General features: G+C 35.3%; 4 protein-coding genes and 1 pseudogene (1 of these 5 running past the window's edge). 2 read left to right on the top strand and 3 right to left on the bottom strand.

All coding sequences use genetic code 11. From position 1 onward, the window contains the following. Positions 1-25 precede the first annotated feature (25 nt). The gene (locus ACXQH5_RS00860; protein ID WP_001165814.1) at positions 26-277 is read right to left on the bottom strand and encodes a NifU N-terminal domain-containing protein; all 252 of its coding nucleotides are present in this window, start codon (positions 275-277) and stop codon (positions 26-28) included. A gap of 11 nt (positions 278-288) precedes the next feature. Beyond that, positions 289-483 (bottom strand): zinc-finger domain-containing protein, encoded by a 195-nt coding sequence (locus ACXQH5_RS00855; RefSeq protein ID WP_001824522.1) that lies wholly within the window; start codon positions 481-483, stop codon positions 289-291. Between the two features lie 244 nt (positions 484-727). Here ACXQH5_RS00855 and ACXQH5_RS00850 point away from each other — a divergent pair, with 244 nt between their 5' ends. Further along, complete coding sequence (locus tag ACXQH5_RS00850; protein WP_000282171.1) at positions 728-1,432, top strand: queuosine precursor transporter; 705 nt, start codon at positions 728-730, stop codon at positions 1,430-1,432. A gap of 241 nt (positions 1,433-1,673) precedes the next feature. Continuing rightward, on the top strand, positions 1,674-2,075 hold the full coding sequence (locus ACXQH5_RS00845; RefSeq protein ID WP_001062933.1) for a ribonuclease HI family protein: 402 nt from the start codon (positions 1,674-1,676) through the stop codon (positions 2,073-2,075). A 58-nt stretch (positions 2,076-2,133) separates the two neighbouring features. Here ACXQH5_RS00845 and ebh read toward each other — a convergent pair. Continuing rightward, positions 2,134-18,700: pseudogene (gene ebh, locus ACXQH5_RS00840) on the bottom strand (hyperosmolarity resistance protein Ebh) (it continues 15,064 nt past the right edge of the window).

Below are 18,700 nucleotides of genomic sequence, written 5' to 3'. Positions count from 1 at the left end.
CCCCGAATACTAGTTGATGAAAAATTTATTCGAATACAGCCTCTACTTTTGGCAATACAGTTTCCCAATTTGCGTCATTTTCTTTATCTACTGAAATAAAGTCCATAACATGGAAAATTGATTTAACGCCTTCAACCTTTAAGATGTCATTAATAAATGCTGGCTGTGAATCATCAACTTTAGTATACGTATCTGATGTCATACCTTCTCTGCTTTCACTAAGTGTAATCTTCATTGTGTTGTGGTTCGGTGTTTCTGATATAGATATAATTTGCATTTGACTTCCTCCTATTGAAGTTCATTTCCTAATTGTTTTATTTCTTTCCCTATTGAACACTCATTGATACAAAAATGATGCGCCTTCGTTTTCCCCTCTAATTTACGCAGACGAGTTTTGATTGGACATTGATTGCAATAAGTATTCATTAAATTATCTATTTTCGCGAGTGCATTTTGCTCTGAAAAAGTTAAAATACGCGACACTTCCTTTATTACTTCAAAATATTGCAACCTTGTAAATAAGTGTTACTGTTTTAAATTTGACATAAAAATATTATAACATTTTTGACCCTAAGATTTGAATGAAACCTTTTACAATTCTATACGTAAAATGTATTTATATTCAAATGCTATTGCATCGCAAACGATTTTTCAGTAAAATGAGTAAGTTATTTATTGAGCGGTTTCTAAACACCCGCATGATCAAAATTTAGGAGGACATTTTAATATGTATAATGAAATTTTAGGACTAGTTACGTTTATTGCAACGTTCGTGCTAATGGTACTTATGTATCGCTTTTTTGGTAAACAAGGTTTAATTGCATGGGTTGCAATTGGTACAATTATTGCCAACATACAAGTGATTAAAACTGTAGAAATCTTTGGTATTTCAGCAACTTTAGGTAATGTCATGTTTGCTTCTATTTATTTAGCAACAGATATATTAAACGATATTTATGGTCGTAGAGTTGCAAAAAGAGCAGTTTGGTTAGGCTTTTCATCAACATTAATTATGATTATTGTTATGCAATTGTCATTACATTTTATTCCTGCACCAGAAGATATGGCACAAAAAGCATTACACGCAATCTTTGATGTTGTGCCACGCATTGCTTTAGGCTCAATCGTCGCATATATTATTGGTCAACATATTGATGTATTTATCTTTTCACTAATAAAAAAAGTATTTAGTTCTGATAAAACGTTTTTCATCCGTGCATATGGTAGTACATTTTTAAGCTCAATAATTGATACAGCTTTATTTGTAGCTATCGCATTTATCGGAAGTTTACCTGGTACGGTTGTATTTGAAATATTTATTACAACGTACGTACTAAAATTAGCTTCAACAGTTTTCAATGTACCATTTGGATATATTGCTAAATCATTTTATCGTAAAGGTAAAATTGATAAGTTAGATCAAGGCTATTAAAGCACTTACTACACAAAAGAATAAGTTTTAAGGCTGATATCTGAGAAAATTTTATCAAGATGATTTTTTTAGGAAGTATATTACAGTACTACGTATTAGAAAATCATCTTTGAATCAGCGAGTACTTTAAACACGTGTTACTTATTTAAGTGATGCGTGTTTTTTAATGGATTACCCAACATATTTTGTATTACAGTAATAGTAACTTTAACTAAGTATTCGAATAGAAAGTAGGTTTATTATGGCGAAAATAAATTTTGATGCTGCGACGAAAGGAAATCCAGGCATAAGTACATGTGCCATTGTAATCAAAGAAGATGAACAGCATTATACATATATACATGAATTAGGCGAAATGGATAACCACACTGCAGAATGGGCTGCATGTATTTATGCACTAGAACATGCACGTGAATTAAATGTCAGCAATGCGCTGTTGTACACTGACTCTAAGTTAATTGCGGATAGCATTGAAGCTGGTTATGTGAAAAACGCAAATTTCAAACCTTATTTTGATCAAATAGAAATATTTGAAAAAAGTTTTGATTTATTATTTGTTAAATGGATACCGAGAGAACAAAACAAAGAAGCGAATCAACACGCTCAACAGGCATTGTATAAATTAATTAAAAAGAATAAATAAAAGGAGCACCGACTGATGTGATGTCAATCGGTGCTCCTCTATTTATCAAAGAAACAAATTATTTTTTATTTTTCTTAGATTTCTTTTTCTTCTTTTTAGCTACAACCTTTTTAGAAGTATTTTTTGATGCTGACTTTTTGTCTTTGGATTGGTTATCTTTTTGATTTTTCTTTTTAGCCAATAATAAAGGAACGTCCTCATCTTTAGATTCAATACTAGTTGTTGTTTCAACATCTTCCTCTTTATCTTTGCGTCGTTTTGCGATTAAGAGTGGTGAATGTTCGTTATCTTTCAACACTTTTTCATCTGTGTTTTCATTTGTAACTTCCACATCTTCTTCATCTTCTTTACGACGGCGTTTTGGTAAGAAGAACGGCGTATGTTTAACTTTATCGAGTGACTCGCCATTATTTAGCGAATCTTTTTCTTCAACAGTAACATCTTCTTCATCTTCTTTTCTGCGACGTTTCGCAAATAAAAGTGGTAAATGTTTTGTATCGTCTAAAGTCTCTTTTATTGAATCTTTATTATTATCTCTTATTTCTAATTCTTCCTCTTCATCTTCTTTACGACGACGTTTCGCAATGAAGAACCAGAAACTAGCTAGTAAGCCAGAGATACCCACCACACCAATAGCGTTTTTAATAACATTACCGAAATTATTACTAAAGTGACGCATATGAAGTGGATCAATGTCATCATCTTCATCAAGTTTCTTTTTATGTCCAATAGTCGAACTGTTAAATGGATGATTTGCAGTTCCATAACCAATTGTTAAATGGCTATTAGATTCATTTCCAGTACTTGATGATTGTTTAGCACGATCAGATGTTACAATTTGTACTGCTGAAATTCGAGCAATACCATTGTTCAATGCAGCCTCAACTTGCTGTAATGTATGCGCATTATTAATATCTCTAATTGTTTCAAGCACAATTTCGTTAATTCGATTCATTGCTGCTTGTTTTTCATCAGCTGAGCCAATTTCACTATTTCGAATACTATTCATTTTTTCATTTGAAAAGTCTTTAATTCTACCAATAGCTTCTTGCTTGCGTTTAGCTAGTTCTTTTGCTATTGGATTAGCTGCTTTCATTTGAGCTTTAAATTGTTCCAATTGCTCAGTTATTTCATCGATGCTTTGCGCATGTTGAATCGCTTGAATTGCTTGTTCTTTTAATTGATTTAACTTAGCAATAGCTTCTTGCTTCTCTTTATCTGTTAGATCAGTACGAGCTTTGATTTCATCAATCATGTGTTGAATTGCATCTTCAATCGATTTAATTGCATTTGATTTTGCTTGTTCAATCGTAAATTGTTCTGGATTAAATTGTTCAATATGCGCTTGTTCTTGTTGTTGAATTTCTTCAACTGAATGAACATCAGGCGCATTATTAATATTATCAATTGCTTGTTGTTTAAGCTTATTAACTTCGGCAATTGCTGCTTCTTTTTGTTCCAGTGTTAATGTCACACTATTATTGATTTCATTAATCTTTTGTTGTGCCGCATTTTCAATTGATTCAATTGCCTGTTGTTTGACTACTGACAATTCTTTTTCTACAACTTTTACAGGAACATTAACAATCACTTTTGATCCATCAAGCAATGTAATTTCAACTTTTGCTGATAAGCTATCAGAAATCGTTGCAGTTGATGGTGTATCGATAACTTCTACTGTAAGCTGATCTATTAAGTTAATGTGTGCTAAAACATCTTGCTCTGTAATGATGTCATCACGATGTACGATTAGTTCACCATTAACAAGCAATTGTTCAGGTGTTGCTTCAGAAATTTCATTTACAGCAGGTTGATCGTCAACCTCCCATACATGCGTATTTCTAATGTCATCTAAACCTAAGTTTAATCCTCGATTTAATTGATCTATAGTTTGAGCATTCTCAACGTTTTGTAGTGCTCGTTTTTCAGCTTCGTCAATTTCTTTGAGCGCTTTTGCTTTTTGCTCAGGTGTTAAATCTGGATTTGAATTGATTTGATCACGCTTCGCATTAGCTATGGCTTTTATTTTATTTTTCGCATCTTCTTTAGCTTTCACTAAATCTTTGATGTCTTGTAATGCTTGTGCTAAACGCTCTTTTGCTTGCTCAATCTCTTCTTTAGTCATCGCATTGTTAATGCCGTTATGACCTTGTTGAAGTATTTGATTGATTCGATCTTTAAGTGCTTGTTTTTCCTTATCTGTTAGATTTGGATTTTGATCGATTTCATCAATTAAAGCTTGTACACGTTTATCAACATCTTGCTTCGCATCTTCTTTAGCTTTCACTAAATCTTTGATATCTTGTAATGCTTGTGCAAGTTGTGCTTTGGCTTGTTCAATTTCTTCTTTAGTCATCGCATTGTTAATGCCGTTATGACCTTGTTGAAGTATTTGATTAATACGATCTTTAAGTGCTTGTTTTTCCTTATCTGTTAGATTTGGATTTCGATCAATTTCATCAATTAATGCTTGAACTTGTTTATCAACATCTTTATTTGCATCAATTTTAGCTTTCGGTATTTCATTGGCGTGCACTTGTTCAATCGCTTGGTTGCCAGCTGTTTGAACTTGAGATACATCCTGATTACTTGTTGCTTTATTAATGTTATTAATGATGCTGTTTGCCAATTCTTCTGCTTTATTTTTCGCAATAAGCTTGTCTTGATCCGTCGCGTTTGAAGCTTCGATTTCTTTTAGTTTATTAGCTAATGCTTGATTAATCGATTGAATTGCCTTGTCTTTAGCATCTTGTAATCGTTGATCACCATTAAGATTTTGGATTGCATCATTGACTGCTTGAATTGCACCATTGATATCGTTCACATTTGTGTTATCACTATTTAGCAATGTATTTGCTAGACGTTTAGCATCATCGAAGTTTGTTTTAGCATTATCGTCAGCGTTTTGGTAATTGACAGTTTGCTCTGCATTTGGAATTTCATTGTCAACTAAATGTTTCAATGTTTCCATTGCATCATTTAAGTCAATTTGATTATTAACAATATCTGTTACATCTGATACAGTATCGGCATTGTTAATTGCTTTATGTGCAAGATCTTGTTGCTGTTGATTTAATCCATTTAACGAATTAACAAACGCATTTGCTTTATCTTTGGCATTTGCAAGGTTTTGGTCTCCATTTAATGCATTTTGAGCATCGATAATATTTTGTTTCAATTGCTCTGCTTCAGCTTTTGCAATTGCATTACCTTGCACTTTATCTAACTCATGTGCTGCATTCGCAATTGCATTATCATAATTTGCTTTCAAATTATCATCTGCATTGATGTAATTTGTGCTGCTGATAACACCAAGGTGCTGTTCGTCAATATATTGTTGTACTGCACCCATTGCATTATCTAATTTAGTTGCTCTATTAATTGCTCGAGATGCTTTATTTAGCGTTTCAGCATTATTAATTTGTTGGGTTGCCAATTGTCTTTGAGCATTGTTTAGATGTGTTAATTGATCTAATCTTTGTAATGCTTCAGACTTACGATTATTAAGTCTTTCTTCACCATTTAATGCTTGCTTAGCTGCAGTGACTGCATCATTTAATTTGATAACTTGTTCTGCAGTTAAGTTTTGACCTGTCGATTTATCAAGTGCTTGTTTCGCTTTATCAACCGCTTCATCATATACTTGTTTGACTTGTGTATCTGCATTGACATAGTTCGTGCTACCTTTCGTGCGTCCTTCATTGCCAGTGATTTCTTGTGACAATTGATCCATTGCACGATTAAGTGCCTTAGCCTCATCTACAATTTGTTGGATTTGATTTAAATCGTTGGATTGATCGATGCGACCTTTAAATCCGTCTTGTTGAGCATTGTTTAATGCATTCAATTGGTCGATGTCATGTTTACCATTTGTTTTAGCAAGTGCTACACGTTCATCACCATTTAATGCTTGTTTTGCATTTAAAATGTTTTGAAGTGCTTGATCCACTTGTTGCTTATTCGCATTTTGTTTTAATACATTTTCAGCTTCTGCAATAGCTTGTTTATAAGCATTTTGCTTATCTGAATCTGCTTGCGTGTAATCTACAGTTTGCTCAACGTTAGCATGTTCATTAACTGCTTGCTGTAATTGATCCATAGATTGATTCAATTGCGTTGCTTGATCTACTAATTCAGCAATTGGTTGAAGTTTCGTCGTTTGATCAATATTTTGTTTAGCATTTGCAATTTGTTCAGCATTTAAATGTGTTAATTGGTCAATAGTTTGTTTCGCTTGTGTTTTAGCTTCAGCGACTCTCTCATTACCATTTAACTCATTTACTTTTTCTTGAAGCTTAGTTAATGCTTGTTCTACAGCGTCTTTATTCGCATTTGAACCATTAGTTGGATCTGTAATGCTTTCTGCAGCTTGTAATGCTTGATCTACTGCTTCTTTTTTATCAGTTGACGCTTCAGTGTAATTTGGTTGAGCCTTATCTGTATTCACTTGATCAACTTTATTTTTCAATGTTTCCATCGCGTGATCAAGTTCAGTAGCAGTTTGAACATGTTGTGCAACCTCTGTTCTTGTAGGCGCTGCATTTATAGCATCAGTAAATGCTTGTTGTTGTGCATGATTTAAGTTTGGCAATGTATTTACAGTTGTTACTGCTTGTTGTTGATCACGAGCAAGTTTTTGATCACCATGTAGGTTATCTTTTGCAGTTGTTACTGCTTGTGTCAATTGTTCAACTTGTGATTTATCAAGTGTTGGATTACCTGTTTGGTTAATTAAATCTTTTGCATGCTGAACCGCTGTTTGATAAGCATCCTTTTGTGGTTTATCTTCATTGATAAACTTGCTACCCGCTTCTGTTTGTTGTTGATCTTGAATACTATTACGTAATGCTTGCATTGCTTGATCAAGCGCTTTTGCTTCAGCTAATTTTTGCGCTACTTCATCACGAGTTGCTGCGTTGTTTATTTGACTTTCAAGAGCTTGACGTTGCGGATTATTTAAACCATTTAATTGATTTAAATCAGTAACTGCATGTTGTTTATCGTCTGCAAGTTTTTGATCACCATGTAGGTTATCTTTAGCTTAGTTAACACCTTGTGTCAATTGTTCAACTTGTGCTTTATCAAGCGTTGGATTGCTAGTTTGATTAATTAAATCTTTTGCATGTTGTACTGCTGCTTGGTATGCATCTTTTTGTGGCTTATCTTCATTGATAAACTTGCTACCCGCTTCTGTTTGCTGTTGATCTTGAATGCTATTACGTAATGCTTCCATTGCTTGGTTAAGTGCTTGTGCCTCAGTTAATTTTTGTGCTACTTCGCCACGAGTTGCTGCATTATTGATTTGGTTTTCAAGTGCTTGACGTTGTGGTGTATTCAAGTTAGACAAGTTATTTAACGTTTCTGTTGCACGTTGCTTATCTTGAGCTAATTTTTGATCACCATGTAAGTTGTTTTTAGCGTCATTCACTGCTTGTGTTGCTTGATCAATTACTGATTTAACTAATGTAGGATCAGTTGTTTTGTTAATCAAATCTTTCGCGTGTTGTACTGCTTGCGTATAAGCATCTTTTTGCGCTTGATCCTCGTTAATAAATTTACTACTTGCTTCAGTTTGTGGTTGATCTTTAATACTTTCTTTTAATGCTTTCATCGCTTCATTTAATGCTTGCGCTTGTGCAATGATTTCAGTCACTTTATCACGAGTTGTTGCATTATTAATTTGATTTTCTAACGCTTGTTGTTGAGCTGGTGTTAATTGATCTAAATGATTCAGAGAATTTCCAGCTGTTTGCTTATCTTGAGCTAATCGTTCAACACCATCTAAACCATTTTTAGATGTTGTCACTGCTTGTGTCGCACTTGATACATTTCCTTTATTGATAGTCGGATTATTTAATCCTGCAATGATAGACTCAGCATTTTGAACTGCTTCATCATATGCTTGTTTTTTATTCGGTTCTGCATTGACATATGCACTGCTCGCACGTGTTGCATCTTTGTCAGCAATACTTTGTTGTAATGTATTCATAAGTTGATCTAATGCTTGTGCTTCAGTCAAATCTTGCTTAACTGCTGTTCTAGTTGTTTCACTATCAATTAACGTATCTTCCATATGTTTTTGTGCATTGTTTAGATGTGCTAATTGACTAACCGTTTGTTTAGCATGATCTTTATCATTTTGTAACTTCACATCACCATGTAATGCTGCTTTCGTTGTATTCACAGTTGTCGCTGCTTGATTAATCGCATTATTATCTAATGTCGCTGTTTGCTCATTGATAATGCTATTTGCAGCTTGCACTGCTTGATCGTAGTTTTGTTGCTCTGGTTGATCTTCGTTGATATATTTGCTATTTGCTTTAGTTGCTGCGTTATCTTGAATACTTTCTCTTAAGCCATGCATTGCTTGGTTAAGCGTATTCGCATTTTGTTCAATTTGATGAACTGCAGTTACTAAAGTTGCAGCAGTAACTTGGTCTTTTAATGCTGTTTTTTGAGGATCATTTAAGCTTGTTAAAGCATCAATTGCTTGCGTCGCATTTGTTTTAGCAACTTGTAAATTATGATCGCCATTTAACGCTTGAAGTGTTGTTTGAACTTTAGTAATAGCTTGTTCTACTTCTGTTTGGTTCGCATTTTGACCAGTTTGTTTGTTAATCATGGCTTCTGCTTCATTTACCGCTGTAGTATAAGCAGTTTGTTTATCAGTATCAGCATTGATGAAGTTACCACGTTGTTCAACGGCTTGATGATCTGCAATCGCATTAATTAAGTTACCCATTGCGGTATTTAAAGATTCTGCTGTTTGTTTGTGACCATTAACTGCAGCAATATCAGATGATTGCGTAATTTGTGATTGTAACTGTTGCTTTTGCACATTATTTAAATGATCTAATTGATCAAGTCTATTGTTCGCTTGTTGCTTAGCTGCTACAAGGTTTTCATCACCATCTAATGCAACTTTCGTGTTATTCACTTGATTTGTTGCGTTATTAACATCATCTGGATTCATCGTAGGTGATGTTGTTTGGTTAATGATATTATTTGCAGCTGTTACTGCTTGGTTATAGTCATTTTGTCTTTGCGCAGTTGCATCATGATAATCTTCAGACGCTAATGTCGCTTGATTATCCGCAATACTATTTCTTAATAATTCCATCGCATGATCTAATGTTTGCGCTTTTTGATTAATTGTAGTGACATCTGTAACAAGTGGCGCTTGTGTAATTTGACTTTCAAATGATTGTTTTTGTGCATCATTTAAGTGTGTTAAATTCGCCAGTTGTTGTTTCGCTTGTTGCTTAGCATTCGCTAAATTATCATTACCATTTAATGCTTGTTTCGCTGTGTTCACTTCATTAGTGATGCTTTCAACTTGGGCTTGTACTTCATTAGTACCATTTTGTTTATTCAATAATGCTTCAGCTTTTGCTACTGCCTGTTTATACGCATTTTGTTTGTCAGGATCTGCATTTAAGTAATTACCATCCGCTAATGTTTGAGTCTTATCATTAATAGCTTGTGATAATTGATTCATTGCTTGGTCTAGGCTCGTTGCTGTTTGTTTAACTTGGTTCACTGTCGCAATTTCAGGCGATTGATCGATTTGACCTTTTAATGCTTGTTTTTGAGCATCGTTTAAATGCGTCATTGCATTGACAGCATCTTTAGCATTTTGCTTTTCAGTTGCCAATTTAGCTTCACCGTTTAAGCCATTTTTAGCATCAGTGACTTGAGTTAATGCACGTGTTATTTCATCTGGGTTAAGCGTTGGATTTGTCGTTTGATTGATAATACCTTCAGCTTGAGACACTGCATTTGTATATGCTGATTGCTTATCGGCATCAGCATCATGATAGTTCTCACTTGCTTTGACGGTATCTTTATTCGCAATACCTTGTTTCAAGTTACCCATTGCTGTATTCACATTTTGTGCATTTTGTTTAGTTTGTTCAACTGTAGCTAACGCTTGTACTTGGTTGATTTGATTACGTAACGCATCACGTTGTGGTTGATTTAAATCGCGTAACGTATCAAGATTTGCTAAAGCATCCTGTTTCGCTTGCGCTAATTTTTCATCACCGTTTAATGCATCTTTCGCTTGATTCATAGTTGTAACTGCTTGTGTTACTGTATCAGGCGTCAATACAGGTGTTGGTGTGCCATTTGCGATTTGTTGCGCTTGGTTAGCTGCATTGTTATATGCTTGTTGTTTGTCTTGATCCGCTTGTGTAAAGTCAACTGATTGTGGTACTTGACTGTTTGCTTGAATTTGTTGTTTCAACGTACCCATTGCATTATTTAATGCATCAGCATTTTGCTTAATAGCATTAACACCTGTAACAAGTTCTGCATGTGACACTTGGTCTTTTAATGCTGTTTTTTGTGGTTGATTTAAGTTTGGTAACTGATCAATGGCTGTATTCGCATTGTCTTTAGCAACTTGTAAGTTATGGTTACCGTTTAAATCACCCTTAGCTTGAGTCACTTGTTGTAACGCTTGCGCCACTTGTTGTGGATCCACGTTTGCATTTGGTGTACCACTAATGATTTGTTCAGCATGTGCTACCGCATTGTTGTATGCATTTTGCTTATCAGTATCAGCATTGACAAAGTTACCATTTGCTTTAGTTTGGTCTTTATCTGCAATACCTTGTTTCAATTGTGTCATTGCTTGATTTAAATCTTGTGCTGTTTGCTTAATTGTGTTTACATTTGCAACAGTTTGCGCAGCATCGACTTGTTGTTTTAGTGCATCTTTTTGTGCTTGATTTAAATCATTTGCATTTGTAATTACTTGTTTCGCTGCATCTTTTGCACGTTGTACATTGTCATTACCATTCAATGCTTGTTTCGCTTCGCTCACGCGTTGCATCGCTTGTTCGACTTCAGTTTGACTCGCATTGCTGCCATTTGCTTTAGATAAAATACCTTCTGCATGTGAAACCGCATTAGTATAAGCATCTTTCTTAGCTTGATCTGCATCAGTAAAGTTAATGCTATTTAATGTCTCAGTTTTATCGTGTAATGCATTGTTTAAGTTAGTCATAGCATTATTCAGATTTTGAGCATTTTGTTTAACGTTATTAACTGTTGCAATATCTGGTGCTTGTTCAACTTGAGTTGTTAACGCTTGTTTTTGCGCATCATTTAAATGATCTAATGTACCAAGATTTGTCTTAGCAGCTTGTTTGGCATCAGCTAATTTTTGATTACCGTTAAGTGCTTGATTTGTATCATTCACTTTAGTTAATGCTTGTTGAATTGTATTTGGATCCATTGTTGGATTTGTTGTTTGTTTCAACAATTCTTCTGCTTTTGTTACTGCATTATCATATGCTGTTTGCTTGTCAGTATCAGCATCGTGATAGTTCTCGCTACCTTTAATTTGTGCTTTATTCGCAATACCTTGTTTCAATTGTGTCATTGCGTCATTAAGCGTTGTTGCCGCTTGTTGAATAGCATTGACGTTTGGTACAAGTGTTGCTTGCGTAATTTGTTTGTTGTATTCATCACGTTGCGCTTGATTCAAGTTTGGCAATTGATCAATAGCTTGTTGAACATTTTGTTTCGCCGTTGCTAAGATCGTATTACCATTCAAATCATTTTTAGCTTGCGTAACTTTATTTAACGCTGCAGTAATTTCGCTAGGTGTAACGACTACATCAGGCGTACCACTAATTAATGCTTCAGCTTTTGCTACTGCTTGATTATATGCATTTTGTTTGTCAGGATCTGCATTGACAAAGTTACCATCTGCTTTAGTTTTCTCTTTATCTGCAATGCCTTGTTTTAATTGTGTCATTGCATTATTTAACTCTTGCGCCGTTTGTTTAACATCGTTTACACCAGCAACAGTTGTTGCATTTTGAACTTGTTGTTTTAATGCATCTTTTTGTGCTTGATTAAGATCGTTAGAGCTATTAATTAAAGCAGTTGCTTCGTCTTTTGCATGTTGAACGTTGGCATTACCATTTAATGCTTGTTTTGTTGCATTAACTTGTTGGATTGCTTGTTCAACTTCTGATTGTGTTGCATTGCCACCATTAGCTTTTGAAATGATGTTTTCAGCATTTGTAACAGCAGTGTTATATGCTTGTTGTTTTGCTTGATCTGCATCAGTGAAGTTAACTGTTGCTTTCGTAGCATCTTTGTCAGCTATCGCTTGTTTCAAGTTACCCATCGCTGTATTTAAGTTTTGCGCATTTTGTTTAATTTGATTTGCTTCATCAACAGTATGCGCGCCATTAATTTGATTAGTAACAGCTTGTTTTTGCGCATTATTTAAGTTGTCTAATGAACCTAATGATTGTGTCGCTTGTTGTTTCGCTGCCTCTAGGTTTTCATTACCATTTAATGCATTTTTAGTTGTGCTTACTTGTCCAGCAGCTTGATTGATAACATTCGGATCTAAAGTTGGACTTGTCGTTTGATTAATAATACCTTGTGCAGTTGTGACAGCATTATTGTAAGCATCCTTTTTATTCGGACTTGCATCAGTATAATTTTGGTTTTGTTTTGTTGTCGCATTATCTGCAATACTTTGACGTAATTTGTCCATTGCTGCATCAACATTGTTTGCTTTTTGTTCATTACCTTGTGCTTCTGCAACAGTAGTCGATTGTTGTACCAATTGTTTTAATGCATCTTTTTGTGCATTTGTTAAATGGCTTAAACCGTCAATTGCTGTATTTGCGTGTTGTTTAGCTTTTTCAAGGTTTTGAGTACCATTAAGCGCTGCTTTTGTAGTATTCACTTGATTCATAGCTGCTTCAACTTGATCTTTAGTCACGTTTGTACCTGTAGATTTATTTAAAATATTTTCAGCATTATGAACCGCTTCATTGTACGCATTTTTCTTCTCTGGATCAGCATCTGCAAAGTTTTGACTGCCAAGTGTAGTGTCTTTATCATTCAAGCTATCTTTCAAGTTACCCATCGCTGTATTTAGTTCCTGAGCTGTTTGAATGGCTTGCGTTACTTCAGCTACAGTGTGCGCTTGATTGATGTTTCCAGTAACAGCACCTTTTTGTGCATTGTTTAAGTTATCTAACGTAGATAATGTTTGGTTTGCATTGTTTTTAGCATCTGTTACTTTTCTATCACCATTCAACGCTTGTTTCGTAGTTGTTACAGTTGAAAGTGCTGCTTCAACTTGTGATTGGTTCGCATTTGTACCATTTGCTTGATTAATAATATTTTCAGCAGCAGTTACCGCATTGTTGTATGCTGTTTGTTTTTCTGGATCTGCATCTGTAAAGTTAACACTTTGTTTCACTTGATCTTTGTCTTGGATTCCGTTGATTAAACGTTCCATTGCTTGATCTAATTGTTCAGCTTTAGTTTTCACTTGATTTACTGTGCTAATATTTGGTGCATTTGTCACTTGCGTATTTAAATCTTGCTTTTGAGCATTATTTAAATGACTTAATTGGTTGATGTTAGCAGTTGTTTCTTGCTTTTTATTTGCTAAGTTTTGTGCACCATTAAGCGCTGTTTTGTTAGTGTTCACTTGATTAGCTGCTTGTGTTACTGCAGATGGATCAAGTGTCGGCTGACTCGTTGCATTAATGATATTTTCAGCACTTGTAACAGCTGTGTTGTATGCATTTTGTTTATCCGTATCTGCATCAACATATGGTTGACTTGCTTTAACTTCATCTTTATTCGCAATACTATTTCGAAGTTGATTCATTGCATTGTCAAGATTTGTTGCATTATCTTTCACACTTTGTACACCAGTTACTAGAGTCGCATTATCAATTTGTCCAGTAATACTTTGTTTTTGTGCATCAGATAAATGCGTCATTTGACGTAATGCTTCTTTAGCTTGTTGCTTCGCAGTTGCTAAGTTTGTATCACCGTTTAAACCTGTTTCAGCATTATTGACACGTTGTGTTGCTGCTGTAACATCTGCTGCATTTGTAATCACATTAGGTGAACCATTTACAATGTTTTTCGCAGCATTATATGCATCAGTGTAAGCACCTTGCTTATCAGGACTTGCGTTAGTGTAATTACCACCAGCTACAATTGTGTCATGATCAGCAATTGCTTGTTTTAATTGATCCATCGCATTATTAAGTGATGTAGCACTATTTTTCAGATCAGTTACACCTGATACACGTTGCGCAGCGTTCACTTGTTGTTTTAATGCTGTTTTTTGTGGTGTATTCAAATGTGTCAAGTTATCGATAGCTTGTGTAGCTTCAGTTTTAGCGCGTTGTAAGTTTGCGTCACCGTTCAAAGCATTTTCAGTAGACGTTACACTTTGAATTGCTTGTTCAACAGCTTGCTTATCTTTATTCGCACCATGATCTTTATTTAAGTAAGATTCAGCTTGTGTGATGGCATTATCAAATGCTGTTTTCTTAGTTGGATCTGCGTCGATGTAGTTTTCGCTCGCTTTAGTTTGATCTTTATTTGCGATTGCTGACTCTAATCGTTGCATTGCACCATCTAAGTCTTGTGCTTTCGTTTTAACACCATTTACACCGTTGATTGTTGTTGCGCCTTCGATTTGTGATGTTAAATCTTGTTTTTGTGCATTATTTAAGTGTGTTAATGTACCTAAGTTTGCTTTCGCATCTGATTTTGCTTGTCTTACATTTGCGTCACCATTCAAAGCATTCTTAGCAGTCGTTACTTGATTTAATGCAGCTTCAACTTGTGCTTTTGTCATATTTTGACCGTTTGCTTTATCTAAAATACCTTGAGCATTCGTAACAGCATTTGTGTAAGCATCTTTCTTACCTTGGTCAGCATCTGTAAAGTTCACTTGTTGTTTAACAGTGTTTTGGTCATTAATACCATTTTGAAGTTGACCCATTGCTGTATTTAACTCATTAGCAGTATTTTGTGCAGCCGTTACGCCTGCTACTGTCGTTGCATTGTCAATTTGACTAGTTGCTGCAGTTGATTGCGCATTATTCAAGTTACTATATGAAGCTAATGCACGTTTCGCTGATTCTTTCGCTTGAGCAACTTTATTATCACCATTCAAGTCATTTTTAGCTTGATTCAATTGGTTAAGTGCTGCTTGAACTTGTGTTTCGTTCGCGTTGCTGCCATTAGCATTAGTAATTGCTTCTGCTTGTGTAACCGCAGTATCATACGCTTGTTGTTTTGGTCGATCCGCATCTGTGTAATTAACACTACGTTTCGTATTATCCTTTTCAGCAAGTGCATGTTTCAAATTACCCATCACTGTGTTTAACGATGTTGCTTTATTTTTAGCCGCTGTTACAGCTGCAAGATTTGGTGCTTGATCCACTTCAGCATTTGCCGCAGTTCGTTGGGCATTATTCAAGTCTGTTAAACGACCGATATCTGTTTTCGCAGTTTGTTTTGCAGCTGCTAATTTTTCATCACCGTTCAATGCAGACTTCGCACTGTTCACTTGGCTCGCTTTTTGATTAATCGTATCTGGATTCATTTCAGGGTTATTCGTTGCACTAATAATACCCTCAGCATCAGATACTGCACGGTTGTATGCAGTTTGTAAATCTGCATTCGCGTCTTGATAATCTTCGCTTGATTTAGTCGCATCTTTAGAAGCAATACTTTGTCTTAATTGATTCATTGCTTGATCTAAAGTACCGGCATTAGTTTGAATACCTTGAACACCAGCAACAGTCGTACCGCGTTCAATTTGTTCTGTTAAGTTTGCTTTTTGAGCATCAGTTAAATGTGACATTGTCGCTAATTGTTGTTTAGCTGTGTTCTTCGCTTCATTTAATCGCGCGTCACCATTTAATGCTGTTTTAGCAGTATTCACACGTTGTAATGCTTGTTCAACGGCTGCTTTATTGTCATTTGTGCCAGCTGTTTTATCTAATAACGTTTTAGCTGCTGTTACAGCATCATTGTATGCAGTTTGTTTATCTCTATCTGCATCAGTATATTTCTGAGCTGCTTTTGTAGCTGCTTCATCATTAATACCATTTTGTAAGTTGCTCATTGCAGTATTTAATTCAGATGCCGTTGTAGATACTTGATTTACACCTGCAACTGTTGTCGCACCTTCAATTTGTGATTTCAATGCTTCTTTTTGCGCGTTGTTGATTGATGTTAGGTTATTCAATGCATTTTTCGCAGTTGTCTTAGCATTCGCAACATTTTGATTACCGTTCAATTCGTTTTTAGCACGTTGTACATTTTGTAATGCAGTTTCGACACCGTCTTTTGCAGTATTTGGACCTTGTGCTTTATTTAAAATTTGTTCAGCTTGCGTCACTGCATTTGTATATGCATTACGTTTCGCTTCATCTGCATCAGTGAAGTTAACACCTTGCTTAATCGTATTTTGATCTTGAATACCATTTTTCAAGTTCGTCATAGCTGTATTTAATGCATCCGCATTATTTTGTGCTTGTGTTACTTCATTAACATGCGTTGCACCCTCGATTTGGCGTTTTACTGCATCTTTTTGAGCATCAGTTAAGTCACTTAAGCCATTCAAATGTTGCTTCGCATTTGTTTGCGCAGTTCTTAAGTTTTCTTGACCATTTAACGCTTGTTGTTTAGCTGTCACTTGGTCTTTCGCTTGATTGATTTCTTGCGCATTCATTGTTGGACTAGTTGTTTGACCAATGATTGCTTTTGCTGCAGTGACTGCACTGTTGTAGTCAGTTTGTTTGTTTTGACTTGCATCTGTGTAGTTTTGACCTGCTTTAATCGTTGCTTCATTCGCAATGCTATCTCGTAGACCTTTCATTGCAGTGTTTAATGTTTGTGCATTATCACGAACAGTTTGAACATTTGGCAACGTCGTCGCTTGACCCACTTGTTCTTTAAGTTTTGCTTTTTGCGGACCATTTAAAGAAGTCAAACCATCAATTGCTGTGTTAGCATTTTGTTTCGCTACTTCTAAATTATGATTACCGTTTAACTGCGTCTTAGCATTCGTTACTTGCGTTTCTGCATTTGTAACATCAGATGGTGTTAACGTTGGTGTTGGTGTACCACTAACGATATTTTCTGCAGCTGTCACTTTTTCATCATATGCTTGGCGTTTATTCGCATCAGCATTGACATAGTTACCACTAGCTTTTGTGTCAGCTTTATCAGCAATGGCACGTTTTAAAGCTGTCATCGCAGTATTTAATTCAGTCGCAGTATGTTCAACACCATTTGCTGCAGATACGCGTCCTGCACTTGTTACTTGTGCTTTTAATGCTTCTTTTTGTTTTGTATTTAAGTCCGAAGCATTTGTAATAGCTGTGTTCGCAGCCTGTTTCGCACGTTCTAAGTTTTGAATACCGTTTAGTGCAGTATTTGCTTGTATAACAGCTTGCATTGCTCTTTCAACATCTGCTTTAGGTGTATTACCGCCAGCTGTTTTATTTAAAATAGTTGCTGCTGCATTTACTGCTTGAGAATAAGCAGTTCGTTTAGCATCATCAGCATCTTGATAATTTTGACTTTGTAACGTCGTGTCTTTATCACGAATTGATGTTTCTAATTGACCCATAGCACCATCTAATTGTTGCGCTTTGGCTTTAACTGTATTAACACCTTCAACATTTGTTGCTTGTGTAATTTCATTATCTAACGCTGTACGTTGTGCATTATTAATGTGTGTTAATGTACCTAACGTTTGTTTCGCAGCGGCTTTAGCTTCATTTAATTTCGCATCACCGTTCAACGCCGTCTTCGTACTGTTCACATTTTGTAATGCTTGTTCAACTGCTGCTTTGTCTACATTTTGACCACTAGCTTTTGTTAAAATTGCTTTCGCTGCATTTACAGCTTGATCATAAGCTGATTTCTTACTTGGCTCAGCATCTAGGTATTTCTGAGTTTGTTTTGTTTGTGTCTCATCATTGATACCATTTTGTAAACTATGCATTGCGTTATTTAATTCTGTTGCTTTGGCAGTTTCTTGATTTACACCAGCTACTGTTGTTGCAACATCTATGCTATGCGTTAATGCATCTTTTTGTGCATTGTTAATTGATGTTAAGTTATTCAAGTTGTTTTTCGCAGTTGTCTTAGCTTGAGCTAAGTTTTGCGCACCATTTAATGCATGTTCTTTAGTTGTCACTTGTGATGTTGCTTGCGTAATAGTATTTGGTTCCATCGTTGGGTTCGATGTTTGATTAATGATTGCTTTTGCTGCAGTAACTGCACTGTCGTACTCGTTACGATTAGTTGGACTTGCGTCAGTGTAGTTTTGACCTGCTTTAATTGTTGCTTCATTCGCAATACTATCTCTTAAGCCTTTCATCACTGTATTCAACGTTTGAGAACTATTTTTAACAGTTTGAACACCATCTAATGTAGTTGCACTTTGAACTTGTTCTTTTAATTTTGCTTTTTGTGCATTATTTAATTGTGCTAATCCATCAATTGTATTATTAGCATTTTCTTTTGCAACACGTAAGTTGTTATCACCATTTAATGCTGTTTTAGCCGCATTGACTTGTGAAGTCGCACTATTTACGTCATTGACTGTTAATGTCGCATTCGGTGTACCATTAATGATATTTTCAGCGTTCGTCACTTTTGAATCATACGCTTGACGTTTTTCTTGATCAGCATTGACATAATTACTGCTTGCTTTTGTTCTTTCTTTATCAGCAATAGCTGCTTTAAGTGCTGTCATCGCGCCGTTCAATTCAGTAGCTGTATGTTGAACGTTATTTGCATCAGATACACGTTGT

The sequence above is a fragment of the Staphylococcus sp. SA22 genome, assembly GCF_054165785.1.
This window is presented reverse-complemented; position numbering and strand designations above follow the sequence as displayed.

What these genes read in the sequence shown, in the direction of transcription:
- ACXQH5_RS00860 (WP_001165814.1), bottom strand. Translation starts at nt 277, where the DNA reads ATGCAAATTATATCTATATCAGAAACACCGAACCACAACACAATGAAG.
- ACXQH5_RS00845 (WP_001062933.1), top strand. Translation starts at nt 1,674, where the DNA reads ATGGCGAAAATAAATTTTGATGCTGCGACGAAAGGAAATCCAGGCATA.
- ACXQH5_RS00850 (WP_000282171.1), top strand. Translation starts at nt 728, where the DNA reads ATGTATAATGAAATTTTAGGACTAGTTACGTTTATTGCAACGTTCGTG.